General features: G+C 56.8%; 24 protein-coding genes and 1 tRNA gene. 21 read left to right on the top strand and 4 right to left on the bottom strand.

The annotated features are described in order from the left end of the window. Positions 1-3: 3 nt before the first annotated feature. The 7 genes from sufB to LOKVESSMR4R_RS07935 all read left to right on the top strand — a co-directional run bounded on the left by sufB (position 4) and on the right by LOKVESSMR4R_RS07935 (position 6,032). On the top strand, positions 4-1,527 hold the full coding sequence (sufB, locus tag LOKVESSMR4R_RS07965) for a Fe-S cluster assembly protein SufB (protein WP_087207292.1): 1,524 nt from the start codon (positions 4-6) through the stop codon (positions 1,525-1,527). 25 nt (positions 1,528-1,552) lie between these two features. Further along, complete coding sequence (sufC, locus tag LOKVESSMR4R_RS07960) at positions 1,553-2,308, top strand: Fe-S cluster assembly ATPase SufC (protein ID WP_087207290.1); 756 nt, start codon at positions 1,553-1,555, stop codon at positions 2,306-2,308. After that, complete coding sequence (locus LOKVESSMR4R_RS07955; RefSeq protein WP_087207288.1) at positions 2,308-3,594, top strand: SufB/SufD family protein; 1,287 nt, start codon at positions 2,308-2,310, stop codon at positions 3,592-3,594. The genes sufC and LOKVESSMR4R_RS07955 overlap by 1 nt, the downstream gene beginning before the upstream one ends. Next, positions 3,594-4,097 carry a hypothetical protein gene (locus tag LOKVESSMR4R_RS07950; RefSeq protein WP_087207286.1) on the top strand — a complete coding sequence of 168 codons (504 nt, stop codon included), beginning with the start codon at positions 3,594-3,596 and terminating at the stop codon, positions 4,095-4,097. Before LOKVESSMR4R_RS07955 ends, LOKVESSMR4R_RS07950 begins: the two co-directional genes overlap by 1 nt. Next, positions 4,094-4,687: a Yip1 family protein gene (locus LOKVESSMR4R_RS07945; protein ID WP_087207284.1), complete on the top strand. Its 594-nt coding sequence runs from the start codon at positions 4,094-4,096 to the stop codon at positions 4,685-4,687. The genes LOKVESSMR4R_RS07950 and LOKVESSMR4R_RS07945 overlap by 4 nt, the downstream gene beginning before the upstream one ends. Then, positions 4,684-5,907, top strand: a complete 1,224-nt coding sequence (locus tag LOKVESSMR4R_RS07940) for a cysteine desulfurase (protein ID WP_087207282.1) — start codon at positions 4,684-4,686, stop codon at positions 5,905-5,907. The genes LOKVESSMR4R_RS07945 and LOKVESSMR4R_RS07940 overlap by 4 nt, the downstream gene beginning before the upstream one ends. 48 nt (positions 5,908-5,955) lie before the next feature. Then, positions 5,956-6,032: transfer RNA gene (locus LOKVESSMR4R_RS07935), tRNA-Arg, on the top strand. Between the two features lie 459 nt (positions 6,033-6,491). On the opposite strand, the gene LOKVESSMR4R_RS07930 is transcribed toward LOKVESSMR4R_RS07935, so the two are convergent. From LOKVESSMR4R_RS07930 to LOKVESSMR4R_RS20135, 3 genes are all read right to left on the bottom strand, one after another. Beyond that, complete coding sequence (locus LOKVESSMR4R_RS07930) at positions 6,492-6,779, bottom strand: MarR family transcriptional regulator (RefSeq protein WP_087207281.1); 288 nt, start codon at positions 6,777-6,779, stop codon at positions 6,492-6,494. Between the two features lie 312 nt (positions 6,780-7,091). Continuing rightward, positions 7,092-7,919, bottom strand: a complete 828-nt coding sequence (locus LOKVESSMR4R_RS07925) for a hypothetical protein (protein ID WP_087207279.1) — start codon at positions 7,917-7,919, stop codon at positions 7,092-7,094. Then, positions 7,919-8,701 carry a hypothetical protein gene (locus LOKVESSMR4R_RS20135; RefSeq protein WP_157898173.1) on the bottom strand — a complete coding sequence of 261 codons (783 nt, stop codon included), beginning with the start codon at positions 8,699-8,701 and terminating at the stop codon, positions 7,919-7,921. The genes LOKVESSMR4R_RS07925 and LOKVESSMR4R_RS20135 overlap by 1 nt, the downstream gene beginning before the upstream one ends. Before the next feature lie 133 nt (positions 8,702-8,834). Here LOKVESSMR4R_RS20135 and LOKVESSMR4R_RS07915 point away from each other — a divergent pair, with 133 nt between their 5' ends. The 5 genes from LOKVESSMR4R_RS07915 (at position 8,835) to LOKVESSMR4R_RS20130 (ending at position 14,500) form a co-directional block, all read left to right on the top strand. Then, entirely contained in the window at positions 8,835-9,515 is a 681-nt protein-coding gene (locus LOKVESSMR4R_RS07915; RefSeq protein ID WP_087207275.1) for a hypothetical protein, read from the top strand. A gap of 115 nt (positions 9,516-9,630) precedes the next feature. Further along, the gene (locus tag LOKVESSMR4R_RS07910) at positions 9,631-10,854 is read left to right on the top strand and encodes an O-antigen ligase family protein (RefSeq protein WP_157898172.1); all 1,224 of its coding nucleotides are present in this window, start codon (positions 9,631-9,633) and stop codon (positions 10,852-10,854) included. A gap of 8 nt (positions 10,855-10,862) precedes the next feature. Further along, positions 10,863-11,663 (top strand): metallophosphoesterase, encoded by an 801-nt coding sequence (locus LOKVESSMR4R_RS07905; protein ID WP_157898171.1) that lies wholly within the window; start codon positions 10,863-10,865, stop codon positions 11,661-11,663. Beyond that, on the top strand, positions 11,660-13,798 hold the full coding sequence (locus LOKVESSMR4R_RS07900; RefSeq protein ID WP_087207269.1) for a GumC family protein: 2,139 nt from the start codon (positions 11,660-11,662) through the stop codon (positions 13,796-13,798). The genes LOKVESSMR4R_RS07905 and LOKVESSMR4R_RS07900 overlap by 4 nt, the downstream gene beginning before the upstream one ends. Positions 13,799-13,939: 141 nt before the next feature. Then, a complete protein-coding gene (locus LOKVESSMR4R_RS20130; RefSeq protein ID WP_157898170.1) occupies positions 13,940-14,500 on the top strand; it encodes a hypothetical protein in 561 nt (186 codons plus the stop codon). 346 nt (positions 14,501-14,846) lie between these two features. Here LOKVESSMR4R_RS20130 and LOKVESSMR4R_RS07890 read toward each other — a convergent pair whose 3' ends face one another. Further along, positions 14,847-15,683 (bottom strand): hypothetical protein, encoded by an 837-nt coding sequence (locus LOKVESSMR4R_RS07890; protein ID WP_157898169.1) that lies wholly within the window; start codon positions 15,681-15,683, stop codon positions 14,847-14,849. 710 nt (positions 15,684-16,393) lie between these two features. Here LOKVESSMR4R_RS07890 and LOKVESSMR4R_RS07885 point away from each other — a divergent pair. From LOKVESSMR4R_RS07885 to LOKVESSMR4R_RS07845, 9 genes are read left to right on the top strand one after another with little or no spacing between them, the layout of a single operon-like run. Beyond that, a complete protein-coding gene (locus tag LOKVESSMR4R_RS07885; RefSeq protein WP_087207262.1) occupies positions 16,394-17,407 on the top strand; it encodes a LysM peptidoglycan-binding domain-containing protein in 1,014 nt (337 codons plus the stop codon). Next, on the top strand, positions 17,404-18,300 hold the full coding sequence (locus LOKVESSMR4R_RS07880; protein WP_204248743.1) for a UTP--glucose-1-phosphate uridylyltransferase: 897 nt from the start codon (positions 17,404-17,406) through the stop codon (positions 18,298-18,300). The genes LOKVESSMR4R_RS07885 and LOKVESSMR4R_RS07880 overlap by 4 nt, the downstream gene beginning before the upstream one ends. Positions 18,301-18,303: 3 nt before the next feature. Beyond that, entirely contained in the window at positions 18,304-18,990 is a 687-nt protein-coding gene (locus tag LOKVESSMR4R_RS07875; RefSeq protein WP_087207260.1) for a sugar transferase, read from the top strand. A 7-nt stretch (positions 18,991-18,997) separates the two neighbouring features. Further along, entirely contained in the window at positions 18,998-20,284 is a 1,287-nt protein-coding gene (locus tag LOKVESSMR4R_RS07870) for a WcaI family glycosyltransferase (protein ID WP_204248742.1), read from the top strand. Beyond that, a complete protein-coding gene (locus tag LOKVESSMR4R_RS07865; RefSeq protein ID WP_204248741.1) occupies positions 20,212-21,651 on the top strand; it encodes a nucleotide sugar dehydrogenase in 1,440 nt (479 codons plus the stop codon). The genes LOKVESSMR4R_RS07870 and LOKVESSMR4R_RS07865 overlap by 73 nt, the downstream gene beginning before the upstream one ends. Next, the gene (locus LOKVESSMR4R_RS07860; RefSeq protein ID WP_087207258.1) at positions 21,644-22,630 is read left to right on the top strand and encodes an NAD-dependent epimerase/dehydratase family protein; all 987 of its coding nucleotides are present in this window, start codon (positions 21,644-21,646) and stop codon (positions 22,628-22,630) included. Before LOKVESSMR4R_RS07865 ends, LOKVESSMR4R_RS07860 begins: the two co-directional genes overlap by 8 nt. Before the next feature lie 7 nt (positions 22,631-22,637). Further along, positions 22,638-23,618, top strand: coding sequence for a GDP-L-fucose synthase family protein (locus tag LOKVESSMR4R_RS07855; RefSeq protein WP_087207256.1), 981 nt, complete (start codon positions 22,638-22,640; stop codon positions 23,616-23,618). Positions 23,619-23,648: 30 nt separating this feature from the next. Then, a complete protein-coding gene (locus LOKVESSMR4R_RS07850; protein WP_420645904.1) occupies positions 23,649-25,112 on the top strand; it encodes a mannose-1-phosphate guanylyltransferase/mannose-6-phosphate isomerase in 1,464 nt (487 codons plus the stop codon). Positions 25,113-25,166: 54 nt separating this feature from the next. Then, positions 25,167-25,862, top strand: a complete 696-nt coding sequence (locus LOKVESSMR4R_RS07845) for an FkbM family methyltransferase (RefSeq protein ID WP_157898168.1) — start codon at positions 25,167-25,169, stop codon at positions 25,860-25,862. Positions 25,863-26,028: the final 166 nt, after the last annotated feature.

Below are 26,028 nucleotides of genomic sequence, written 5' to 3'. Positions count from 1 at the left end.
AACATGACAGCTTTGGACAAGATCGAAGTGAAAGAAGGCGTCGATCAGGACACGGTCGATGCGGTCACGGCCCTGTCGGGGAATTACAAATACGGCTGGGAAACCGAGATCGAGATGGATTACGCCCCCAAAGGCGTAACCCCCGATATCGTGCGCCTGATTTCGGCCAAGAACGAAGAGCCCGCATGGATGACCGAATGGCGTTTGCAGGCCTTTACCCGCTGGGAAAAAATGACCGAGCCGACCTGGGCGATGGTGGATTATCCCAAGATCGATTTCCAGGATATCTATTATTACGCCCGCCCCAAAAGCATGGCGGTCAAGCCCAAATCGCTGGATGAGGTCGATCCCAAGCTGCTGGCGACCTATGCCAAGCTGGGTATCCCGCTGAAAGAACAGGCGATCTTGGCCGGTGTCGAAGGCGCCGAGGATATGCCCGCCGAAGGCCGCAAGGTTGCCGTGGATGCGGTGTTTGACAGTGTGTCCGTCGGCACCACCTTTCAGGCAGAGCTGAAAAAGGCCGGCGTGATCTTTTGCTCGATCTCCGAGGCGATCCGCGATCACCCCGAGCTGGTCAAGAAATACCTTGGCTCGGTCGTGCCGCAATCGGATAATTATTATGCGACGCTGAATTCGGCGGTCTTTTCGGATGGGTCGTTTGTCTATGTGCCGCCCGGCGTGCGCTGTCCGATGGAATTGTCCACCTATTTCCGGATCAATGCCGAAAATACCGGCCAGTTCGAACGCACGCTGATCATCGCCGATAAGGGTAGCTATGTGTCCTATCTCGAAGGCTGCACCGCCCCCAAACGCGATGTCGCGCAATTGCATGCCGCCGTGGTCGAGATCATCATCGAGGAAGATGCAGAGGTGAAATATTCCACCGTGCAAAACTGGTATCCCGGCGATGAGAACGGCAAGGGCGGGATTTACAATTTCGTCACCAAGCGCGCCGATTGCCGGGGGGATCGCGCCAAGGTGATGTGGACCCAGGTCGAGACCGGCTCCGCCGTGACCTGGAAATACCCCAGCTGCATCCTGCGTGGTGACGACAGCCAGGGGGAATTCTATTCCATCGCCATCGCCAACAACATGCAGCAGGCCGATACCGGCACCAAGATGGTCCATCTGGGCAAGAACACCAAGTCGCGGATCGTGTCCAAGGGGATCAGCGCGGGCCGCGCCCAGAACACCTATCGCGGCCTTGTGTCCATGCATCCGCGCGCCAAGAACAGCCGCAATTACACCCAATGCGACAGCCTGTTGATCGGCGATAAATGCGGCGCGCATACCGTGCCTTATATCGAGGTCAAGAATAATTCATCGCGCGTCGAACATGAGGCGACGACATCCAAGGTGGATGATGACCAGCTGTTCTATTGCCGGTCGCGCGGCATGGATGAGGAAGAGGCCGTCGCTTTGGTGGTCAACGGGTTCTGCAAGGAAGTGTTGCAGGCCCTGCCGATGGAATTTGCGATGGAAGCGCAGGCGCTGGTGGCGATTTCGCTTGAAGGATCGGTCGGCTGAGGCCGCTGGAATAAAGGAAAGAACAATGTTGGAAATCAAGGGCCTGAAGGTCAAGCTGGAAGAAGAAGACAAGCAGATCCTGAAAGGTGTCGATCTGTCGATCGCGCCGGGCACTGTCCATGCGATCATGGGGCCGAACGGGTCGGGCAAATCCACCCTGTCCTATGTTCTGTCCGGCAAGGATGGCTATAGCGTCACCGGCGGGTCGGCCATGCTTGAAGATGTCGATCTGCTGGAGATGGAACCAGAAGAGCGCGCCGCCGCTGGCCTGTTTCTGGCCTTTCAATATCCGGTCGAAATTCCCGGCGTCGGCAATATGACCTTTTTGCGCACGGCTGTGAATGCGCAGCGCAAGGCGCGTGGCGAGGAGGAATTGAGCGCGGGTGATTTTCTTAAAGTCGTGCGCGCCAAGGCCAAGAATCTGAAGATCGACGCCGAGATGCTGAAACGCCCGGTGAATGTCGGATTTTCTGGCGGCGAGAAAAAGCGCAATGAAATCCTGCAGATGGCCATGCTGGAACCGAAAATGTGCATTCTGGACGAAACCGATTCCGGGCTTGATGTCGATGCGATGAAACTGGTCGCGGATGGCGTGAACGCGCTGCGCTCTGAAGGGCGGTCATTCCTGGTGATCACCCATTACCAGCGCCTGCTGGACCATATCAAACCCGATGTCGTGCATATCATGGCCGATGGCCGGATCATCCAATCGGGTGGGCCGGAACTGGCGCTTGAGGTCGAAAACAACGGCTATGCCGATATTCTGGCAGGGGTGGCCTGATGGCTTTGGCGCAGCTGAAACAGGATGTGACCTTGGCGCGGCTGGCGGGGATCAATCTGCCAGCGGGGGCGACTTGGGCCAATGCGGCGCGCAGCGATGCGCTGGCGCGGGTCAGTGCCATGGGCCTGCCGACGCGGCGGGATGAATATTGGCGCTATACCGACCCGGCCGCCTTGATCGCGGCACAAACGCCGCCTGCGGCCTTGTTCGACAATGGCGAAGCGCCGCTTTTTGCGGATGTGGACCGGATCACGCTGGTCTTTGTGGATGGCGTCTTTGATGCCGCTGCGTCCAGCGATCTGGCGGGCGAGGGGGTGGAGATCCACCGTCTGGCCGATGTCACGCAGCGCGATATCCATTGGGCCAAGGATCTTTACGGCACGCTGGAAAGCCGCGGCCAGCAGCCGGTGGACCGCCCGCTCGCCGCGCTGAATACCGCGATTGCCAGCGATGGTGTCGTGATCCGCGCGACCGGCGCGGTGCACAAACCGGTGCATCTGGTCTATCTGCACCAATCGGAAACATCCGACGCGACATTGCATCATGTGATCCGGGTCGAGGCGGGCGCCAGCCTGACCTTGCTGGAAACCGGCCCCGGTGCCGCGCGCCTGTCCACCTGCCTGGAGGTTGATATCGCCGCAGCGGGCCAGTTTCATCATATCCGCGCGCAGGGCAACGACCATGAACGCCGTGCGGTGACGCATTGTTTCGCGCAGCTGGCGGCGGAATCCGTGTTCAAATCCTTCACGCTGACCTTTAACGGCGTGCTGACGCGCAATGAATGCGTGATCGATATCCGGGGCGATGATGCGGTGGCGCATGTTGCGGGGGCTTGTGTCGGGGATGGGGATGATTTCCACCATGATGACACGGTTTTCGTGACCCATGACGCGCTACGCGGTGAAAGCCGACAGGTGTTCAAGAAAGTGTTGCGCAACGGGGCCGTGGGCGTGTTTCAGGGCAAGATCCTTGTCAAACAGGGCGCGCAAAAGACCGATGGCTACCAGATCAGCCAATCTTTGCTGCTGGATGATGACAGCCAGTTTCTGGCCAAGCCGGAACTGGAAATCTATGCCGATGATGTCGCCTGTTCGCATGGGTCCACCACCGGGGCCATTGACGAAACCGCGCTGTTCTATCTGCGGTCGCGCGGGGTGCCGATGGAAGTCGCGCGCAACCTGCTGACCCTGTCCTTTCTGGCCGAAGCCTTGGCCGAAATCGAGGATCAGGCGCTGGCCGCGGAATTGCAGACCCGGCTGGAAGGCTGGCTGGCACGGCGGGCCTGATGCCGGTCACCAGCGACATCGTGCGGACATGGCGCGCGCCGCGTGCGGTGATGCGCAGCATATTGGATCAAGGACGGCGCGAGGATCGCGCGATTGCCTATCTGATGATCGCCTGTTTCGTGATCTTTGTCGCGCAATGGCCGCGCCTGTCGCGCATGGCGGCGGGGTTTGACCTGCCGCCCGGTGCAGAGGTGCCCGCATTGGACCGTCTGATGGCCTATGAATTCGTGGCCTGGTTGATGGTCTGGCCGCTGTTCTTGTATTTTCTGGGCGGGGCCACACATCTTGTGGCAAAGCTATTGGGTGGCAAAGGCACGATGTATGGCGCGCGGATCGCCCTGTTCTGGACCATGCTGGCGACCACGCCCGCGATCCTGTTGCATGGCATGACGCGCGGCTTTATCGGGCCGGGGCTGGAAACCAATATCGTCGGCGCATTCTGGCTGGCCGCTTTTGCGGTGATCTGGGTGCAATCAATGCGTGAAGCAGAAAGCAGACCATGAATATCACGATGCAATCTGCGACGCGCGCCCTGTGGGGGGCGATCACCGACCCTGCGGGTGCCGCAAGGCAGGTGCTGGATTGGCGGCTGGGGCTGGGCAATCTATGGACCGCGCTGGCGCTGGTGGCGGTGCTGAATGTGCTGATGCTGGCGCTGTTGCAGGCCGCCTCGCCGATGCCGGTGATGATGCAGCCGGGCATGGTGCTGACACCGTTCCGCTATGCGATGATCATCACGATCTTTCTGTTCCTGCTGGTCTATACGATCTATCATATCGGCCGGATGATGGGCGGGCAGGGCAGTGTCGAAGACAGCCTGACCGTGATCGTCATGTTCCAGTCAATCAGTGTCGCGCTCGAGGCCGTGCAGGTCCTGCTGGTGGTGATCAGCCCGCAGATCGCCTCTATCTTTGGGCTTGTGTCGCTGGCGATCCTGCTGCGCTGCCTGGTGAATTTCGTCAATGTGATGCATCGCTTTGACAGCCTGGGCAAAGCCTTTGGCACCTTGCTTTTCGCCGTGATCGGGACTGCGCTGATCGCGGGGATCGTTCTGACAGTCCTGGGCGTCGCCCCAACCGGAGGTCAAATATGACCCTAGATGTCGCGAAAATACGCGCCGATTTTCCCATCCTGTCGCGGCAGGTCAATGGCAAGCCATTGGTTTATCTTGATAATGGTGCCTCGGCGCAGAAACCGCAGGTGGTGATAGACGCGGTCACACAGGCCTATGCCCATGAATATGCCAATGTGCATCGGGGCCTGCATTACCTGTCCAACCTCGCCACCGAGAAATACGAGGCCGTGCGCGGCACGATCGCACGGTTCCTCAATGCCGGGTCCGAGGATGAGATCATCATGAATTCCGGCACCACCGAGGGGATCAATATGGTCGCCTATGGCTGGGCCATGCCGCGGATGGAGGCAGGCGATGAAATCGTGCTGTCGATCATGGAACATCACGCCAATATCGTGCCGTGGCATTTCCTGCGCGAACGCCAAGGCGTGGTGATCAAATGGGTCGATGTCGATACACGCGGCGATCTGGACCCGCAAAAGGTGATCGACGCCATCGGCCCGAAAACCAAGCTGGTCGCGATCACCCATATGTCCAATGTTTTGGGCACGGTGGTGGATATCGCCAAGATCACGGCGGCCGCGCAGGCCAAAGGCGTGCCGGTGCTGGTGGATGGATCACAGGCCGCCGTGCATATGCCCGTCGATGTGCAGGCTTTGGGCTGCGATTTCTATGCGATCACCGGGCATAAGCTTTATGGTCCTTCGGGGTCGGGCGCGATCTATGTGCGCAAGGAACGGATGGCCGAAATGCGCCCCTTTCTGGGCGGCGGTGACATGATCCGCGATGTATCGCGCGATGCGGTGACCTGGAACGATCCCCCGATGATGTTCGAGGCCGGCACACCCGGCATCGTGCAGATGATCGGGCTGGGGGTGGCGCTGGATTACATGACCGGGCTGGGCATGGCCAATATCGCCGAACATGAACGGCTTTTGCGCAATTATGCCCGCGACCGGCTGGACGGGCTGAATTGGGTGCAGGTGCAGGGCACGTCGGACACCAAGGGCGCGATCTTTTCGTTCACATTGGACGGGGCGGCGCATGCGCATGACATTTCCACCGTGCTGGACAAGAAAGGCGTGGCCGTGCGCGCAGGCTCGCATTGCGCGATGCCGCTGATGGATCATATCGGCGTGCCCGCGACCTGCCGCGCGTCATTCGGGGTCTATAACACGGTCGAAGAAGTCGATGTGCTGATCGACGCGCTGGAACTGTGCCACGATCTGTTCAGCTGATGTTTTTGCATTGCGACCCCGCAGCGGGGCCGCTATAGAACGCCTATTGCACCCGTAGCTCAGCTGGATAGAGCGCTGCCCTCCGAAGGCAGAGGCCACAGGTTCGAATCCTGTCGGGTGCGCCATATAACCACAAAAAATCAGACTATTGGCCGCTTTTTGTGTCGGGTGTTATTTGTGGTCGCTATTTGGTTCAGCACAGGTTCAGCATGATGCGGAAAAGTGACGCTGTGTTTTGGTGGATCGTCCTTATGGCGCATGGTGTGACCCGCAACCGCCATCTTGCGCATCATGACTGTCGCCCAATGTCAATTTTGCTGTGAAGTTGCGCATGCAGCATCATCTATCTCGGCCCGTCGCCAGGATCGTTAGCATAGATCGCGGCACACAGGCGCGAGGTCTGAAAGCCCGGCCCAGCGCGTCACGGAAGGCCTGCAAGAGGGGGGCCATGGTGGAGGGCGGCAGGTCTCCCGGAGCAATTGTGATAGTCTTGCGTTAATAGCGCGGAGCCGCCTCTGCACGCTTTCACATGGTCGCGAGGCATCCCGTGTCGCCTATCGCCGAGCTCGTTACAAGAAGGGCCGCTACTTCAAAAGCTTGTAGCCTGCGCGTTTTTCAAGGCCGGTTTTCTCGATGTAACCACGCTGTGCAAGATGCTTGAGTGCACGGAAAAAGGTACTGCGCGATATGTCAGCCGTCAAAGGATGCTCCTGCAGTTCAACCAACGAAACCTCTGATTTCTCGCGGGTCTGCATAGCCATGGCATAGAGCAGGCGGGTCTCTTGCTCCGGCAGGTCATCGAGCCCAAAATCACGCTCCATATCCAATAGAAGCTGTCTCAGATCCGCTAAGCGCATCAAGCCGTTTGTCATAACTTCCGCCACATGGTCCCTAGTTCTCGAACTATATAGAGAAGCACCGTAATGTTCAAATTTTCCATTTTGGGTCTCATGGTGGGCGGCGCGATGCTTTAAACCTTAGATATAACTAACGATATGCGCCACATAATGTTCCATAATGGGACAAATTTGATTGACCGGGGCCGAATCGAGCCTTTGAGTCCTTTGATGCAACATACGATATGTCCGGTGACCCGCGACATGTCTTTACGCCAGCCGCGAGCTCGGACTGCACTGTCTTGATCGGACGCACGACAGGTGGGATTGAAGCGTGGCGCCGCTTTGTTAAGGAGCCAGTGCTGTCGGTCGCTTTGGCGCTCTATTGCCCAAAAGTGACGTCGTGCTTTGCATGACGGCGCTTAGCAAGGTCTCCAATGACTGCAGTTCTGACTGCAATGCCACAACCTTCGCTGTCTGTGCGATCACCTGCCTTTCAAGCGCCGCATTCGCAAGGCGCTGCTCTTGCGAAGCGAGACTGTCTGTCTGCTGCGCAGACAAAGCCTCGGTGGCACTTTCAAGATCATCTTCAAGCGCAAAAGCCCGCGCGCGTTCTGCGGCAAGCAGAGCCTCAGCTCTTTGCAATCTGGCCTCAAGTTCTGCCGCATCTGAGAGGGCAATCGTCAAGCCTTCTTCAAACGCTGCTGTCGCTTGTTCAAGTGCGGCCGTCGCGCGATCACGCTCAGCCTCAAGACTAGCGGCTCTCTGCTCCAACGCCGCACTCTCGGATCGCAGCGCTACGTTCTCAGCTTGCTTTGCCCCCAGCTGTGCAGAAAACAGCTCTGCCTGTTCTGCGCTGGCAAGTGCCGCTGTCCGCAGGTCTTCTTTCAAGGCAATGCCTTCTGCTTGAGATGTCAGCAACGCGGCTTCCAGCGTTGTCACGAATTGCGTCAAAGCGCGCATGTCGCGCTCTGTTTGCGCCGCAACCACTTGCAGGGCGCGCACTTCCTCGGATCGTTGCTCGGCTTGTTCGAGAAGGTTTGCGTCACGGAATTGAGACGCAAAAAAGCCAAGCAGGATGACAAGTAAAAGCATCATCGAAACGGTCAAATCCGTCATCGAGATGAAGATGCTCTCTTCCTCGTCGTGATCATTGATGACGCGGCGCTGAAACATTAGAGCTTCGCAGCCTTGAGCAGCCCCTCCAGGCGGTGGGACGACGCAAGCAGCTGCTGCAAGGCGCGTTCTGGTGTCACGACATCCAACCGGCTTCGCACCTCGTCAGAGAGCGCGGTGGCGATTGTTTCGAGCCGCACCTCCCAGAACTTCAGGAAAACGCCGAACACAATCGACCCGGTGAGCCCTGCGAGCGACATGATGAATTTCGCGCTCGCGATCGTTAAAAGGTCGGACAGTGCCTGTTTGACCATATCGGGATCAGTTCCCGATGCGGTGATGGAAACGCCCGCCTCTCGCAATGCGGCGATCAGGCCAAGAAAGGTCAAAACCAGGCCAATGCCGACCAGTGTCGCTGGCACAATGCGCCAGATGCCAAGGCGCAGACCAAGCGCCTCGCGCGACAGCGCGAATGCTGGATCGATGGGGCTGGCTGCGCGCCCTGATGCATCTGATGTGTACAACAATTCGTCGCAAAAAGCTGTCCAAACCCGCATCTGACGTGCGGAGACTGGCCCGTAATTTCGCTTTGGCAGTGGTATATGAAGGCCCGTCACCAGTGCGCGCGTGATGGAACGCTGCTTTGTTTTCAGCACGAGGGTAAGGTCTTTGGGATAGGAGCAGGCCCGCAAAAACCGGATATGGGCTATCAGCATCATCCCACCTGTCGCCACAAAAAGAGTAAGCGCAACCATGCCCGGGGCGGAGGTTCCTTTCAGCAAGTCTGCGAGACCAAGTATCGCTTGCGCAAAGCCTGCCCCAATTCCCGCTACCGGCTCCATCTGGCTGCTCCCACATTTTGTCGCTTCAGGTCGACAATCAGTTGCATTTTGGTAGTAAAAGTTAGATCAGTCTCACTCAAGAGCCATTATAAAAAGCTTTAATCATGAATATAATAAAGTTTACAGTGCCTTAATGAAACTATTTACGGCAATTATTTCCATCGCAGCCATGGTTATTCTGGTGACGCTCGGCGCCGTGAGTGCCGGCCTTGCATCACGTGAGCTTTCGGCAGCCTTTGTCGGTCCCGACGAGAGGGCGTCCTCTATCCTATTCTGGACGGATCCTCCTGTTGCGTTGCCGATATCCTCGGGAAGCCGTCACCAACGCCGGTTGCTGTCGAGCTGTCTGTTTCTTCTTTCTTCGCAGGGATTGTCCTTTCAAGCCGCAGAAGTCAGACAGGCAATTACCGACAATTGTGCGATCCAGGCGCATCATGCGCAGGCATCGGGGCTGGAACTGGCGGAGATACATGCCGTTTTGGCGGTCGAGCAACTGGCCGCGGGTGATCTTGCTGCTGTGGACCAGATGCTCCGGCACTCTTTGGCGCTGGCGCCAACCGATCTGGCCATGATCCTCTACCGTATCCGGATCGGACTACTCGCCTTTTCACCAGAACAGCTGACGCAAAATGGCGGCCTGCTGGAAGGGGAGCTGCCTGTTCTGATCGGCTCTGGCCGTGGTGTGACAATTGCCGCCTCGCTTTACGTGCAGATGGCAGAACTGCGCCCCATTGTCGACCGGATCGCCGACGCATTGCCTGCCCTCGACCGACAAAGGTTCCTGAACGCCCTGCGGAGAGAAATTCGTGGATAAGGCGAACTCTGGGATACGGACGCAATGGGCTGTGCGGGTTGCGGCCGCGATCTGTTTGGCGGTCGTTGTGATCGCGCCGATGGCGGTTGGGGGATTTCGTCCGCATTGGTGGCTGATGTTTGCAAGCGTCCTGTTTTTTGCCGCCGCAATCGTCACATATAGCTTGGTACGGTCAAACCGACACATCCGTTTTCTGACCCATGGTGCGCCGGGATTGGCCCCGCTTTATCTGGTGTTTTTGACAGGGCTATGTCTGCATGTCTTGCTTGTTGGCGGGGCGGCGTCCGACACCGATGCTATCTATGGGCTGATCCGGCAATTATCCTATGCCGCCCTGGGCTGGACACTGTTGCAGGCGCTGACGCGTGGCCAGCGCGCGCTGGATTATGCGACGATTTTGGTGGTCGGGTTTCTGTTTTACGCGGTTTACGGGTTGATCACCATTGATCGCACGGAATGGCTCTTTTTCACGAGGCCCGCGTATGACGGCGTTGCCACCGGTCCTTTTGTGAACCGCAATTCCTTTGCAACATTCCTTGCGATGGGGATGTGCCTGACCTTGGCCAGCGCGCTTGCGGACGACACGGGCGTGGGCCGGCAGCACCGCAGCGGACATCGCGCAAGCCCACTCGAGGGCAGAATGCGATCGCTTGTTCTGGCGACCGTGGCGCTGCTTTGTCTTGCGGCCATTTTTGCAACAGCGTCCCGCATGGGGCTGTTCGTAGCACTTGTTGGCGCGAGCCTCGTGGTGATCTTGCGCCTGCGGCGTATTGTCGGACGCACAGGTCTGGTCGGTGTAGTGGCGCTCGCTCTGGTGCTTCTTGGCGGGCTTAGTCTCATCATGGTCGCATTGCTTTATGGTGGCGCTGTCGCAGAACGCCTTGGCAGCACTGCGGACAATGCGAGCGTGCGGATCGATCTTTACCTGAACATTCTCGATATGATCCGCGCAAATCCGTTGCTTGGTGTCGGGCTCGACAATTTTGGCGAGGCATTCCGTGCCTATCAACGCCTGCCCGTGAGCCCCGACCGTGATTGGCACCTTGCCCATAACACCTATCTTGCCCTGTGGTCAGAGCTGGGCATTGTTCTGGGCAGTTTGCCGATTGTCTTGGCTGGGCTTGTCGCGCTGGCCCTGCTGCGCCGGAGCCTGTCAAAGATCGTGACACCGGTGTCACATCTGTCGGATGCTGCCCTTGCCGCGGTCGTGATTGTGGGCCTTCATTCGCTGCTCGACTTCTCACTCGAGATGCCCGCGAACGCCTATTTATTCGTGGCCGTGATCGTCCTTGGTCTGGCGCCCAATTCATCGGGCTTGTCGCGTGGGGCCAAGGGATGAAGGGCATTATGTCTTTTTTCAAACGTCGCCCCGCGCCGACAGCGCCATCGTTTTGGCATGATGTGCCGCCGCCAGAGGCGATTTACGCCATTGGTGACGTGCATGGGCGGCGCGATCTGCTAGCGGCGATGGAGGCCGTGCTGGCGCAGGATTGGACACAACGCAGCTATGGCGACGTGGTGCTGCTTTACCTTGGCGATCTGATCGACCGTGGCCCGCACAGCGCCCATGTGCTTGATCACCTGACCGCGCCTGCGCCCAAAGGCGTGCGTCGCTTGACCCTTCTTGGCAATCACGAGGAAATGTTTCTCGCTTTTGTCGACCGACCAGAGGCAAACCTTGCTTGGCTGGATCATGGCGGCGGCGAGACGCTGAACTCCTATGGCATTTACCTGACCAAATCCGACATCATGCGGATGCCGCGCAGCAAAGTGCTGCAACATTTACGCGCCAGCATCCCGCGCCCGCATCTTGACGCCCTCAGGCGCGCGCCACGGGCCGTGCGATCGGGTGACTGGCGCTTTACCCATGCCGGGCTCGATCCCACCAAAACCGATGAGGCCCAGACCGCTGCAGACTTGACCTGGGGTGCGGCCGGCGATGTGACGGCGCTGTCCCAATGTGCAGGCCGTCTGGTCTTTGGGCATTTCGCTGCCGATCAGGTCCGCACGATTGGTCAGACCAGCTGCATCGATACGGGCGCCTATGCCACGGACCGTCTGACAGCGCTGCGCGTGATACCCCGCACAAGCGACGCCACCACCGAATTTTTTGAAGTCTACAAACCTGATAGGACGAGCAGACAATGACACATCAAGACATCCCGCGCGCTGATGATCAAATCGACATCAGCGCATTCATCGGCGTTCTGCGCCGTCAGTACCGCGTGATTGTTATGTCTGTTGCCAGCATCATCGTGCTGGCTGTGATCTATCTATTTGCTGTCACGCCCAAATATACGGCAACCGCGCTGGTCTCGATCGAGCCAAATCGCGGTGTTCTGTCTGAAGATGTTTCATCCCAGAACAATAGCGCGGCCATTTCCGCGCAGGTCGAAGGCGAGGTCGCGATCCTGAAATCAAGCGATGTTCTGTTGGCCTTGATCGCAGAGGCAAATCTGGTGTCCGATCCGGAGTTTGGTGTGACAGTGTCGCGCAGCGCGCAGGTCATGGCCTGGCTCGGGATCGAGACCGACACAACAAGAGAGGCCGGCGCTGCCGTGACAGATATCCTGCGGCGTGTGGGCGATGCCGTTCAGGTCCGCAGGCGCGGCTTGACCTATCTTGTCGAGGTATCGGTCACATCTGAGGACCCTGAAAGGGCGGCAGAATTGGCCAACCTTCTTGTCTCGATCTACACCACGCGGCAGGTTGAAAACAAAATCCGCCAGATCCTTGCCTCACGCGATATTCTGGCGCCCCGTATCGATAGTGCGCAAGCAGAACTGGAACGGTTGCAGACCGAGGCGGACCGGTTCCTCGAAAATGTGGTTAACGATTTTGTCGAGAATAGCGACCGCGAAGACCTGATCGGGGTCAGGGATCGTTTCTCGCTTGCGCAGGGGCAGCTGGACGGGTTGCGGCAGCAATCCGCGGCGCTGCGCGCCATCGTTGAAGGACGTGGCATTCAGGCGGATCAAAGCGACCTGCTGTCCGCAGCCGTTCTTGAACTGGCCGCACAGCGCGAAGCCTTGCAACGCCAGCTGGAGACAAACCCGAGTGCAAGCGGGATCGATGCAGAGGCGTTGAGGGCCGAACTGGCAAATGTCGACAACCGCCTGCGCGAGATGGCGGCGCGCGACAGAGACGCGTCTCTGGCGGGTATCTCGGACCTGACACAGGTCGCAGAGCGCGCGCGTGCCGAATTGCGCGAGGCGGCTCTGGCCTCTGACTTGCCATCTGCCGATCTGTCGATGTTTTACCGGCTGCAACAAGAAAGTGCGACGGCACGGATTGATTATGAAAACCTGCTGCGGCGTCTGCGGCAGTTGGAAACCCTGGCCGATGTGCAGATTTCCGATGCGGTGATGGCGTCAAGCGCTGTGATGCCGTCCAAGGCGTCTTTTCCCAACAGCCAGCTGATCCTTGCGCTTGCCATCGTGGCGGCGTTCGGCGTGGGCGTCGGTCTGGCCTTTATCAACGAATTCCTGATTGGCGGTGTGACGTCAGAGGATCAGCTGCGCGATCTTTTGAATGCGCCAGTGGCGCTGCCGGTGCCTGCCATTTCGACGCCGGAAGAAGGCGATGTGACATCACAAATCTGGCAGGCGCCGATGTCGGGTTTTTCGGAAAGCTTGCGACAGGTCCGCAGACAGGCCGCGCGGCTCACGCGTCCTGGCGAAGGTGGACGCATCTACTTGTTCACTTCGGCTGTGCCGGAAGAAGGCAAGACAACAGCCGCGATCGCCTTTGCGCGCACGCTGGCCCTGTCCGGCACAAAAACCCTTCTGGTGGATTTTGACCTGCGCAAGCCGTCCATCGCGCACCGGATTGGCGCGCCTGCGTCGACTGCGCTTCTTGATGCGCTATCGGGGCGCGCGACAGATGCCGATCTGGCGCGATGTCATTTCCACGAGCCGGAGACAGGTCTTGATATTCTGGTCGGAGGCGGGCGGTCTGACTTGCCGACAGATACGCTGGTTTCCTCGACCCGCACCGTGCAGTTTCTTTATAAGCTGAGAAAAGAATTCGATGCGATTGTCATCGATACGGCGCCCGTTCTACCCGTGGTCGACACGCTTTACCTCACACCCTATGCCGATTTGGTTGTGATGATGGTGCGCTATGCCGCAACCAATCAGCGCGATGTCAGGCGTGCGGCAGAACGCATTCGTGGCGACATGCATCAGGGCGTCCATGTCCTGCCCGTTCTTTCAATGGAGAGAAGAGGCAAGAAAGCCTATTATTATGGCGGCTATTATTCCGGATACAGCAGCCGGACGTAAGGGCGCAGACTGCGCATAAAAAAAGACTGAAAGACTCATATAGATTTTTGATGCCTTCTATCTGATATTGTGGTGATATTAAATAAAACGGTGATAAAAAGTCATTTCACAAATTTTCCACATGAGTAATGGGGATTTCTAATGCGGTTTTCTATGCAAGCAATGGTCGTTGTCACCACAGCTTACATAGGGTCATTCATTGTGATGAATCTATTGATATCACCTGTGCAGAAAGCAGTGTTTCCAGAGCTGCCAGCGGTGGTCAGCTTGGTATTCTTGCCACATGGTGTGCGGATCCTGACTTTCTACTTTTGTGGCTGGATGGGGCTCATCTACCTTTTGCCAGGGGCGTTTTTGATGTGGATGCTCATGGTGTTTGGTTCTGGACTAAACGGATATCACATTGCAGGAACGGCGATATCGTTGCTTAGCTGCTTTATTGGTGTTGCAATGGCGCGGCATTTCTTTGAAAGACTATGGGTGTCATCGGCGCGGTTCTCCTGGCAGCAAATCATGGTTGCAGGTGTCCTTGGATCGATTGGCAATGCTGCAGGGCTTTCTTTGCTGCAATTCTCGGCACCGAGCCCGATGATCTTTTCGGCCTATGTCATCGGGGATATCAGCGGTTTATTTCTTGTTTTGGTCTTTTTGATGGGGTCATTTCGGATTTTTGATCGTTTGACAGCGAACGCGCTGCGTTAACGTCCCCCTTCACGCGAGCTTTGCTGAAAATAGCTGGGATGATGCGCGTTTGCCGCTCTGATGTCTTGTGTCAGATAAGGCCACGCAAGACGGGGTCACGCGCTGCTTTTGCATGATGCAGCCAGATAATGCGCAGTAGGTCAGCGATACCTCATGGTATGCTCACTGCCCCGTCACATCCTGGCGGCGCAGTGATTGAGCCATGCGCGACCCACTGCACTGGCGCGTTGTTTCACAGACGACCGACACAATCGCATGCAAAAAGGGCCCGTGCGTAACGGACCCTTTGCGTATTTGTGCTATCACGAGCCGCGCTGAAGCGCAGGGCTGCGCGACGCTTCACAGGTCAGGTCGGGCTTGCTTCAGGGACCTGCACAGATACGATTTCTGGCACATTTGTGGTGGTGCCAGGTGCGGTCCGTGTCGCCTCGACCACGCTCGCAATGGTGCCAGCGATATCGGGACGCCGCGCGGCTTGGCCCGCGGCCGCAGATGCTATGGCAGTGCTCCCGGCTGTCACGGCCGCCTGCACTGCGGCGGCTTCATTCGCTGGCGCGGCGGCCGCAATCGTGCGCGTTGTTGTGGCGGCCGCCTCAAGCACGACCGAGACTGACGCCGCGACAATCGCGGATGAGGCGGTTGTCGGCAGACCATCAGTTACCTGCGCTGCGGCACGCGACACGGCTTCAATCCGCGCTGCCGAAGTCATCGGTGCACGTGCGATCTGCTCGATCACGCCAGAGGCGATTTGCGCTGCAACCTCGGGCCGCTCTGCCGCCTTGTTTGTCGCGGCTGTCGAGACCTGTGCGACCGCGGCAGGTACAGCGGCGAGGGCGGCTGTGCGCTCGGCTGGCGGCGCGCTTGCAACGATGCTGTTGGCGGCGTCAGTTGCCTGCCGTCCAGCGGCGGCTGTGATCTCTGCTACGACATTTGACGCCATACTGGCGGGCAGCGATTGTGTGACACGTGCAGCGGCGCTGGCAACGAGCTGGATCCGCGTTGCGGCGGGGACGGGCGCTGCGGCAATTGCGGTGATGGCCACTTCCATCAGGGCAGCGCAATTGCTGCCGCCGCTGGCACATGCGGCCTCGGCGGATGCAATGGCGGCCTCGAACTGTGCCGACTCGACCGCCGTCTGGGCAAAGCCTGCGCTTGCAAGGATTGTGACGAGGGCTGTCGCCATAGTGAGTTGCTTGATCATAAGGCCTCCGGGATGCGCTTGAATGTGAATCAAAAAAGTATTGTTTTGATACTATCTGATTGAAACACTTTGTGCAATCCGCAAGTTTTAAAACGAAACCAATCAGGTGCAGAGTGCCGCAGTCTGGCGATGGCGCCTGCGGTCCCGTTCAGGCAAGCGACAGCGCCCTGATGCGGCAAGGCGAGGGGGGGTGTCATCACAGGCGCAACAGCCAACTGCGCCATGCTTGCGACGGCGGCTGATCAAAACACTCACAAAAACGTCTCTGCTTCTGTCAAAATGACAACAAATACGGGCTCTCGCTGCAACCTCCGTCAGTGCGTTGCGAGAAAGTTCCACACGGGTTGCGCAAGACAGCCGTTGCGCGGGGCAGGTCCAGCTGTGCTGCATTGCCGCAGCATAGTTGGTTTCAACTTGACACTTATTGGTTAACGCATGAAGAGGTAGGGACGGCCGTTTGGTCTCCGGCAATGCGTGACCCAGGGTAGCCTCAAGCGAGGCGCCGTGCGGTAGCCGTTGTGCGGCGCCACCATCCAGGGGCCGGGCGGGCGTGCCGGGGATTTTCCGCTCTGTCGGGTGATTGATTTCAAAGGACGGGGCTCAGGCGGGGCAGTGTTGTGATTTATCGGGAATTTGACACGGTAAAGACTGCCACACGCTCGTTTTTCATTACAGCCACTGGTTTTGCACTCATGGCCAGTGGCGCTGCTGCGCAGGAAACATACGTCGTCCGGCAGGGCGACACCCTTGCCTCAATCGCCCGCCAGATCGCGGGTGTGCCTGTCAGTTGGGATGATTTGTGCCGCATCAATCACGGCACGCTCGAGAATTGTGATCTGCTGAGGGCGGGTGTCGTCATTGCGCTGCCTGAGGGCGCGCGGATCTTGGGCGAAGCCACTGAAAGTGCTGGCGGTGACGCAATTGCCGCGCGCCCCAGTGAGCCGCTGCGTTTGGTCGCGCGGCCTACCATCGACGCGGTGGAGCCCTTGGACAGCTTTTCGCTGACGCTGGGCGGCGATCTGGATGACGCGGCACTGCAGGGCGCTGACGCGAGCCTTGCTGCATTCTTCGGGGATCAGGTGATCGCAGAGCCTGACACGACCGTGCAGGAAATCCTCGAGGCGGTGATGGCGGAGCCCGTGAATGTGCCGGACGTGCCGCAGATCGCGGCCGCCCCCGCTGCGGATGAAGTCGCGGATGTTACTGACACCGCGGTGGTTGGCCCGGATGAAATAGCGGTCGAAACGCTGGCCGTCGGGGCGGTGACTTACGGCGCAGGCGCGCGCCCGATGGCATTTCGGTCGTACCACGGCCACGAGATTACGGATGAGGGCGGCGCTGTGCGCATCTCCGGCCACGTGCCCGGGCTCTACTCGACGGGGACAACGGGCGGCGCCTTTATTCGGCTCGATGAGGATTTTGAGGCCGACGCCGCGGCACAGACCGTGCGCGTATCCGTTACGCTGTCGGGCCCCGAGGGCGCGCGCGCGGCACTGGCCTATTCCACAAATGATCTCGGCAATTCCGGATGGCAGTCTTTTATCCTGACACCCGCCCCGACCACACACAGCTTTGAATATGCGGTGCCGCCGCTGGCGCACGGCAATGGCGATTTTCTGGGCATTGATCCCGACCCCGACGGGGCCGGCCACGCAATTCTGGTGCACGCCATTCTTCTCGAAATTCTCGAAAGCGATCTCAATTGAGCAATGCGCTTAAAGTGACCACGGCCGTGTTTCCGGTGGCTGGACTTGGCACGCGGTTTTTACCCGCGACCAAGGCCATGCCAAAGGAACTGCTGCCGATCATAGATCGCCCAATCATCCAGTACGCTGTCGAAGAGGCGCTGGCTGCGGGTATCACAAAGTTCGTCTTCGTGACGGGGCGCACCAAGCGCGCGATTGCGGATCATTTCGACGCGGCACCCGAATTGGAGCGCGCACTGGAAAAGGCGGGCAAGTTTGATCTGGCCGCCGCCGTGCGCGACACGCTGCCGGCCCACGTCCACGCCGTCTATATCCGCCAACGCATCCCGCTGGGTCTCGGCCACGCGGTGCTCTGCGCGCGTCCAGCCCTCGGGGACGAGCCATTTGCGGTGCTGCTGGCGGATGACTTCATCATGCCCGACCCGCGAGCGGCCAACCCCACAGCGGCGCTCAGTTTGGCCTACGCCGCCAGCGGCCGATCGCAGGTTTTGCTGCAAGACGTGCCGCCGACTGAGGTGCACAAATACGGCATTGCCATTCGGGGTGCGGATGATGAGAGCATTGCGGGCCTTGTTGAAAAGCCTGATCCCGGTCAGGCGCCGTCAACGCTGGCATCCATCGGGCGCTACGTGTTCCACCCCGAGATTTTTGACATCCTCGCTGCACTCGGCCCGGGCCACGGCGGTGAAATCCAACTTGCCGATGCGATTGACATCTTGGCACGCGGCGGGCGCGTGGGTGCCCTGCCGCTTGACGGTACGCGCCACGACTGCGGCACGCATTTGGGATATTTGGGCGCGATTGTTGCGGCCGCGTCAAGCCATCCGGAGTTCGGGGGTGAGTTTCGGGCGCTGATGGCTGAGAGCTTGTCGCAATCGGGCGTGGGAGCCTGAGGCGTGGACGGTGGACCCAAGCGGCAGGACGTCATAGAGCTGGCGGAGCCGTGCGCGATCGTGACAATCCGTGATACGTTCTACACGCGATACGGCAAGCGGGTGATGGATGTGGCGCTAGCTCTGGTCTTGCTGCCGATCCTCCTGCCGGTGATGGCGCTGATTGCTCTGGGCATGGCCCACAGGGGGCAGGTTATATTTATGCAAGACCGCGTCGGCAAGGACGGCAAAGTATTCCGGATGTACAAGTTCCGGAGCATGCGCGTCGACGCCGAGGTATACCTCGAGGAACTCTGCGCATCCGACCCCGCCATCGCGCTTGAGTGGGAGCTAAACCAGCGCCTCGACCCCGACCCCCGCGTCACGAAACTCGGCCACATCCTGCGCCGCACAAAGCTCGACGAGTTGCCGCAGATTGTGAACATTCTGCGGGGCGATATGTCGTTTGTGGGCCCGCGGCCATTCATTCCATCCCAGAAAGACATGTATGACGCATGCCCGCGCTCTGCTGTATACTATCACCTGCGGCCGGGCGTGACCGGGCCATGGCAGCTCGACCGTGAGCGAGACAAGCGCTTTGTCGCGCGCGCGAATTATGATGCAGACTACGCCGCAGAATGCGCTGCGGCCGTGGATCGGACGCTGCTGCTCCGGACGGCCCTTGTGCCGTTTAAGATGACGGGGCGGTGAGGAGCTCTTGAACGCTGCCGCACAGACATGCGAGCCTGATGGCCTGAATATTCTCATCATCGGCATCAACTTCGCGCCGGAGATTATTTCCACAGGTGTCTACACGACAGGAATGGCCCAATTTTTAGCAAGGCGGGGCCACAACGTAAGCGTGGTTTCCGCTCATCCATACTATCCAGAGTGGTGCTTCCGGAAGGGATGGCCTCGGCTGCGATATGTCAGATCGGCATTAGATCAAGCCCATCCTAGCCTGAGCGTCATTCACTGCCCGCTCTACGTACCGGGCCGCCCAACTGGCCTGCGCCGCATTCTCCACCACGCCAGCTTTGCGCTGACGTCACTTGCCCCAGCACTCGCATCCGCCCTATCGAGAGCGCGGCCCGATGTTGTCATCGTGGTGGCTCCCTCGCTCCTTTCGGCGCTTACCGGCTTGATCGCCGCGCGCGTGAGTGGGGCCAAGACGTGGCTTCATATCCAAGACTTTGAAGTCGAGGCCGCACTTGCAACCGGGCTCCTTAAACCTGGCGGACGCCTTGGCCGCTTGGCGCTCGCATTTGAACAGTTTGTCTTGAAACGGTTTAACCGGGTCAGCACGATTTCAGCGCCAATGCTCGCCAAACTACCACAAAAAGGTGTCGCGCAAGACCGCGTTCGTGAATTGCGCAACTGGGCGGACCTCGATTTGATCTCGCCGGGACCCGTTGATGCCAAAATGCGGGCGACGCTCGGTATCACAACACCTCATGTCGTGCTCTACTCTGGCAATCTCGCGAATAAGCAGGGCCTTGAAATACTCTCAGAAGTAGCGAGGCGATTGTCCCACCGCGGTGATATTACAATGCTCATCTGCGGCGATGGTCCGATGCGCAGCTCGCTGCATCAGGCCTGCAAAGATCTACCCAACGTGAGGTTTGCACCACTTCAGCCCAAGGAACGCTTGGGTGCTCTCTTGCGCGCTGCCGACCTTCATTTGCTACCACAAATCGCGGGCGCGGCCGACCTGGTCTTACCGTCTAAGCTGAAGAACATGTTGGCATCAGGCCGGCCGGTTGTCGCCACGGCAAATCCGGGAACGGCCTTGGCGGACGAGATCGGCGATGCTGGCGTCATCACAGCGCCCGGAGATGCATCGGCATTGGCACTGGCCATTTGTGAGCTGGTCGACGACCCCGTGCGCAGGCTCGCGATGGGTCAAAGAGGTGGCAAGCTTGTGAGAACGCGATGGAACCCATCAGTGATCCTCAAGGAATTCGAAGCACAACTTTTGGAGTTGAAAGATCCAACCTCAAGCTAAAGCCTATGTCTGAAGTAACGGAATTAATTAAAATGCATCGCTCTGAAAAAGTATGTGTAATCGGACTTGGTTATGTTGGTTTAACTCTAGCAGTTGCACTCGCTAAGGTCGGTTACCAAGTTATCGGCATTGAGAAAAATCAAGCAATTGTTAATTTAACAAACGATGGAACGCCACACTTTGCCGAAACGGGCCTTAGCGCTCTGCTCTCACAAGTTATAAATTCGCAAAATTTTTTCGCGGTACAGGACCTTAAAGATCATAAGCCCTGCGGCACTTACATCATTACTGTCGGCACACCCCTCAATCAGAATGGAATTGCCCGTTTGGATATGATTGAGGCGGCAACAAGGCAAGTTGCTGATGCGATGCCTGATGAAGCACTGATTATACTCCGGTCTACTGTTAAAATTGGAACAACACGCAATGTAGTCTCACCAATCTTAAACGAATCTGGGAAAAAATTTGAAATTGCAATGTGCCCTGAGCGAACATTAGAAGGCAACGCAATGAAAGAACTGCATGAGCTGCCACAAATTGTGGGCGCCGACAGCGAATGCACGCGATTGAGTGCCGCCAAGATATTCCACAAACTGACGTCCTCAGTCATCCAAGTACAAGGACCTGAGGCTGCAGAAGCCATAAAATTAATTGATAACACCTATAGAGACGTTCAGTTTGCTTTCTCTAATGAGGTAGCGCGCCTGTGTGATGCATTTAATCTAAATGCATTTGAAATCATTTCGGCGGGAAAGCTAGGTTATTCACGGACAAATGTTCCGCTCCCTGGGCCTGTTGGTGGCCCATGTCTGGAAAAGGATCCTCATATACTCCTTGAAAGTGCGGAAACGAAAGATATTGATCTGGAAATTACGCGCGCATCGCGGTTGGTGAATGAGCGGCTGCCAAGTGAAACAGCAAAAACAATTAAGAAAGAATTAATGAATCGCGGTATCGAAGGGCAGTTGAAAATAGCAATCTTGGGAATGGCCTTTAAGGGTGTTCCAGAAACTGACGACCTCCGTGGATCTATGTCAACAAAAATATTAGAAGAGTTGCGATCACTTTTTCCGAGGGCAAACTTTATGATCTTTGATCCTATAATTGACGTAATAACGCTTAGGGACTATTTTTCCAATGATCTCGTATGCGATAACATCTGGGATGCGGTTAGGGGTAGTTCGCTTGTTGTTATTGCAAACAACCACCCAAAATTCAGATCTATACCTCCAAATGCGATCTTTCAATTAATGCAGCCCAATGGAATTATCTATGACTATTGGAACCATCATTCGAATTCAATTGATAGAGCATTTAGTAATAGGTATCTAGCTCTTGGCAGCTTGTGGAGGAATGAGAATGCTTAAAACAGTTGCAATAACGGGAGGTGGCGGATTTATTGGGTCTTATCTGGTGCGAAGGCTCGTGGAGATTGGATGGTCAGTAATTGTAATTGATAACATGGCGCGTGGAGACGGACGGCGGCTAATTGACGTTTATAATGAAGTGCAATTAATAGACTGTGATATTAGAGATGAAGATAGGGTCACTGCAGCGATACATGGTTGCGAGGTCGTGATGCACCTTGCTGCGATTAACGGAACAGAAAATTTTTACAGGCATCCTGATCTAGTTTTGGATGTTGGCGTTAGAGGGATTTTATCAGTTGTGAGCGCGTGCCAGCGCGCCGGCGTTCCCGATTTAGTAGTGGCATCTACTGCTGAAGTATATCAAGAACCTTTAATTATTCCCACACCAGAGACTATTGCTCTTACTTTACCTGACAGCTTAAATCCACGATATTCTTATGGCGGTTCAAAAATAATTTCAGAGCTTATTGCATTTAATTACGGTCGAGACCACTTCAGAAAGGTTCAAGTCTTTCGCCCGCACAACGTCTATGGGCCAGATATGGGCTGGAAGCATGTAATACCTCAATTTATCCTCCGAGCGCTTGATCGACAAGGTTATAGCGATGGTCGCAAAAAATTTCTCATTCAAGGCAGTGGAAACGAAACACGCGCGTTTGCATATGTTAGTGACGTTGTTGATGGTATAATCAAAATGTATGAGCTCGGCGGTAATCGTGAAATATACCACATTGGAGCAGAGGATGAAATTTCCATCAAAAAGCTTGCTGAAGCAATAGGAAGAATTTTAGAGATTGATTTAGATATAATTGCAAGTGATTCCGCAGTAGGCGCAACATCGCGTCGGTGTCCAGATATCAGCAAAATGCGTATGCTTGGGTACAACCCATCCGTTTCGCTAGATCTCGGTCTTATTGAAACAATAAATTGGTACAGGAAGAATAGCAAATATCCTCACGCCAACGATCTAATGTGAGCAGACAATGCGTAAGAGGTTAAGAATATTTTTAGCGGGTCACAACGGCATGGTGGGCGGCGCGATCTTGCGGCGACTCACAACCCAGAGCGATGGCGAAGAGCCGCTGGATATCCTGTTCCGCGACCGAGCCGCCTTGGACCTGACCGAACAAGCGGCGGTGCGTGACTTCATGCACACCGAGCGCCCCGATGTTGTGATCATGGCCGCCGCCAAGGTTGGCGGGATCGCCGCCAACAATGCTTACCCTGCCGACTTCATCTATGAAAACCTGATGATCGAAGCCAATGTCATTCACCAAGCCTTTGCGGCTGGGGTGAAGCGCCTGCTCTTTCTGGGATCGTCTTGTATCTATCCACGCGAGGCAAGCCAGCCCATGTCTGAAGATGCGCTCTTGACCGGTCGGCTCGAGCCCACGAACGAGCCTTATGCCGTTGCCAAGATTGCGGGGATCAAGCTCTGCGAAAGCTACAACCGGCAGTATGGAACCGATTACCGCTCAGTCATGCCGACGAACCTCTTCGGGCCAGGTGACAACTTCCATCCCTCGCATAGCCATGTCCTGCCAGCCATGATCCGGCGCATGCACGAGGCCGCTCAGTCGGGGCAGGACAGCGTGACGATCTGGGGCAGCGGCATAGCAAGGCGCGAGTTTTTGCACGTGGATGACATGGCCGCGGCCAGCCTCTTTGTCCTCGACCTACCGCAAGAGATCTACGCTGCCAATACCGCGCCTATGCTGAGCCAAATCAATGTCGGCACGGGCGAAGATATATCGATCCTCGAACTCGCCCACTTGGTGGCCGAGATTACAGGGTATCACGGGCAAATATTGACAGACCCAAGCAGGCCCGATGGAACGATACGCAAGCTCATGGACGTAAGCAGGCTGTCGCGTATCGGCTGGAGCGCGGGCATCAGCCTTCGTGATGGCATCGCGCAAACCTATCGCTGGTATCTTGAGAATGCCGAGAGCGCGAGAAAATAATGATGAGTTTGGGATCATGGAATGCGGTTAGTGCCTGATATTCACCCAATCCTGCTGTGCGGTGGATCCGGGACACGGCTCTGGCCCGTCTCGCGCAAGAGCTTTCCAAAGCAGTTCACCAAAATAATTGGTGATGAAAGCCTCTTCCAGCAGGCAGCAAAGCGCCTTACAGGGCTAGGCTTTGCGCCACCTGTCGTGGTAACGGGCGACGACTTTCGCTTTATCGTCACGGAGCAACTTGCGGGCTGCCAAATTGCCCCACGCGCCATCCTCATTGAGCCCGACGCCCGCAACACGGCCCCCGCAATCCTGTCTGCGGCCCTGTACTTAGAGGGGCTTGAGCCCGGTGCCCTCATGTTGGTGGCGCCCACTGACCATGTCTTTGTCGACGCAGATGCATTTCGTTCAGCAGTTCAGGCCGCAATCCCAATGGCCTTGGCAGGCGACATTGTCACCTTTGGCATCACGCCCGACCGCCCCGAGACGGCATATGGCTATATTGAGCTTGATTTGTCCGCGAAGGCTGCGCCGGGTGAGCCACAAAAAATCGCCCGGTTCATTGAGAAGCCAGACGCGAAACGTGCGGCCCAACTACTGGCTTCTAGCAACGTGCTTTGGAATTCCGGGGTGTTCTTGTTCACGACGGAGACGATTATTGCTGCTGCACGACAGCACTGCACCGACCTGATCACCCAGGTCGGTGATGCTGTCTCGAGCGCTCGCGTCGACCTTGGCTTTACGCGGCTGTGCGAAGAGGCGTGGTCAAAGGCCACGGACATCTCCATTGACTATGCCATCATGGAACCCGCCGACAATATTGTGGCCATGCCATACGCCTCGGGCTGGTCGGACTTGGGCAGCTGGGATGCCGTGTTGCAGCAGGGCAGGCCCGATGGGGCTGGCAACGTCATATCCTCAAATGCCACGGCGATTGATTGCGATGGGTCACTGCTTCGGTCGGACAGCCCCCGTGTGGAGGTCGTCGGCATTGACCTGAGCGATTTGATTGTCGTGGCAACGTCAGATGCCGTTCTTGTCGCGCCCAAGGCGTCGGCACAGCGGGTAAAGGAGGCCGTCGCTGCATTGAAGAGCCGCGAAGTTACGCAGGCGGTCAGTTTCCCAACCGACCACCGACCTTGGGGATGGTTTGAGAGCCTCGCGATCGGTGACCGCTTCCAAGTCAAGCGCATCCACGTCAAGGCAGGCGCTGCTTTGAGCTTGCAAAGTCACTTGCACCGTTCTGAACACTGGATTGTTGTAAAGGGCACCGCAAAAGTGACCATTGGAGGCGAGGTGCAGCTCCTGACCGAGAACCAGTCTGTCTATATTCCCCTCGGGGCAAAACACCGCCTGGAAAACCCAGGAAAGGTGCAGATGGTGCTCATTGAGGTCCAGACTGGTGCCTACTTAGGTGAAGACGACATTGAGCGGCATGAAGATATTTATGCACGCGTATCGTTAATTGACGTTGTTAATGGCGACGAGCGGTCATGAACCATGACTAAATTTAGTCGCAGGCTCCGTCAAATTCGGAAGGCGTTGCGTTCCTTGCGCTATCCACTTTCGCGGATGGCACTCAAGCATGGTGTTGCACCGAGCTTCGAACATTTTGAAATACTGCAAGGTTTAAACAACATAAAATGTCTCGTCGATGTTGGGGCAAATGTTGGGCAATTTTCTCTACTGTGCAAAATCGTTCATCCAAACGCACATATCCACGCATTCGAGCCGCTAAATAAGGCTGCCGACACTTATCTAGATGTATTAGGACATGAATCAGGCGTTCAGCTTTATCGTCACGCGATTGGAAGTCAAGCAACTAATCAGTTAATTAACGTGACAGCTAAATCTGACAGCTCATCTTTGCTAGCCCCTGATGCTCAGTCACGGATCTTTCCCGGTTCTCATGTGGTTTCTCAGAAGGCTGTTTGTGTGCTACCACTTCAGGATGTACTATGCGAGGAAGATATCGTGTCGCCAGCACTTCTGAAGATTGATGTCCAGGGTTTCGAAGGCGAGGTCTTGAAGGGTAGTGAGCGTTTACTGGACAGTTTTGATTGGATCTACTGTGAGGCATCGTTCATTGAGTTATACTCAGGGCAGGCCTTGGCCGATGAAATAATTGCATGGCTATCGATACGTGGGTGGAAACTTGTATCTGTAACCTGTGATCGCTCCGTTCTTTACCAAGGGAGAACAATCCAGGGGGATTTTCTTTTCAAAAGAAATCATGTTTCAAATTAATTGATATAAAAATATGATACATGATACTTTATTATAAGAAAATTTTTGAAGGATTGAGTACCCTCAAATTTTCTCAAATTTACAAAAAATTGGGTTATTCAAACATATGTGTAGGTGTCATCAGCCAAATCATCCATGCTGCACTCAATAGCCTAATAATTAGTGT

It is taken from the genome of Yoonia vestfoldensis (genome assembly GCF_002158905.1).
GTDB classification, from domain to species: Bacteria; Pseudomonadota; Alphaproteobacteria; order Rhodobacterales; family Rhodobacteraceae; genus Yoonia; species Yoonia vestfoldensis_B.
The sequence above is the reverse complement of the archived record's forward strand: the minus strand, read 5'-3'. Positions and strand labels throughout refer to the sequence as shown.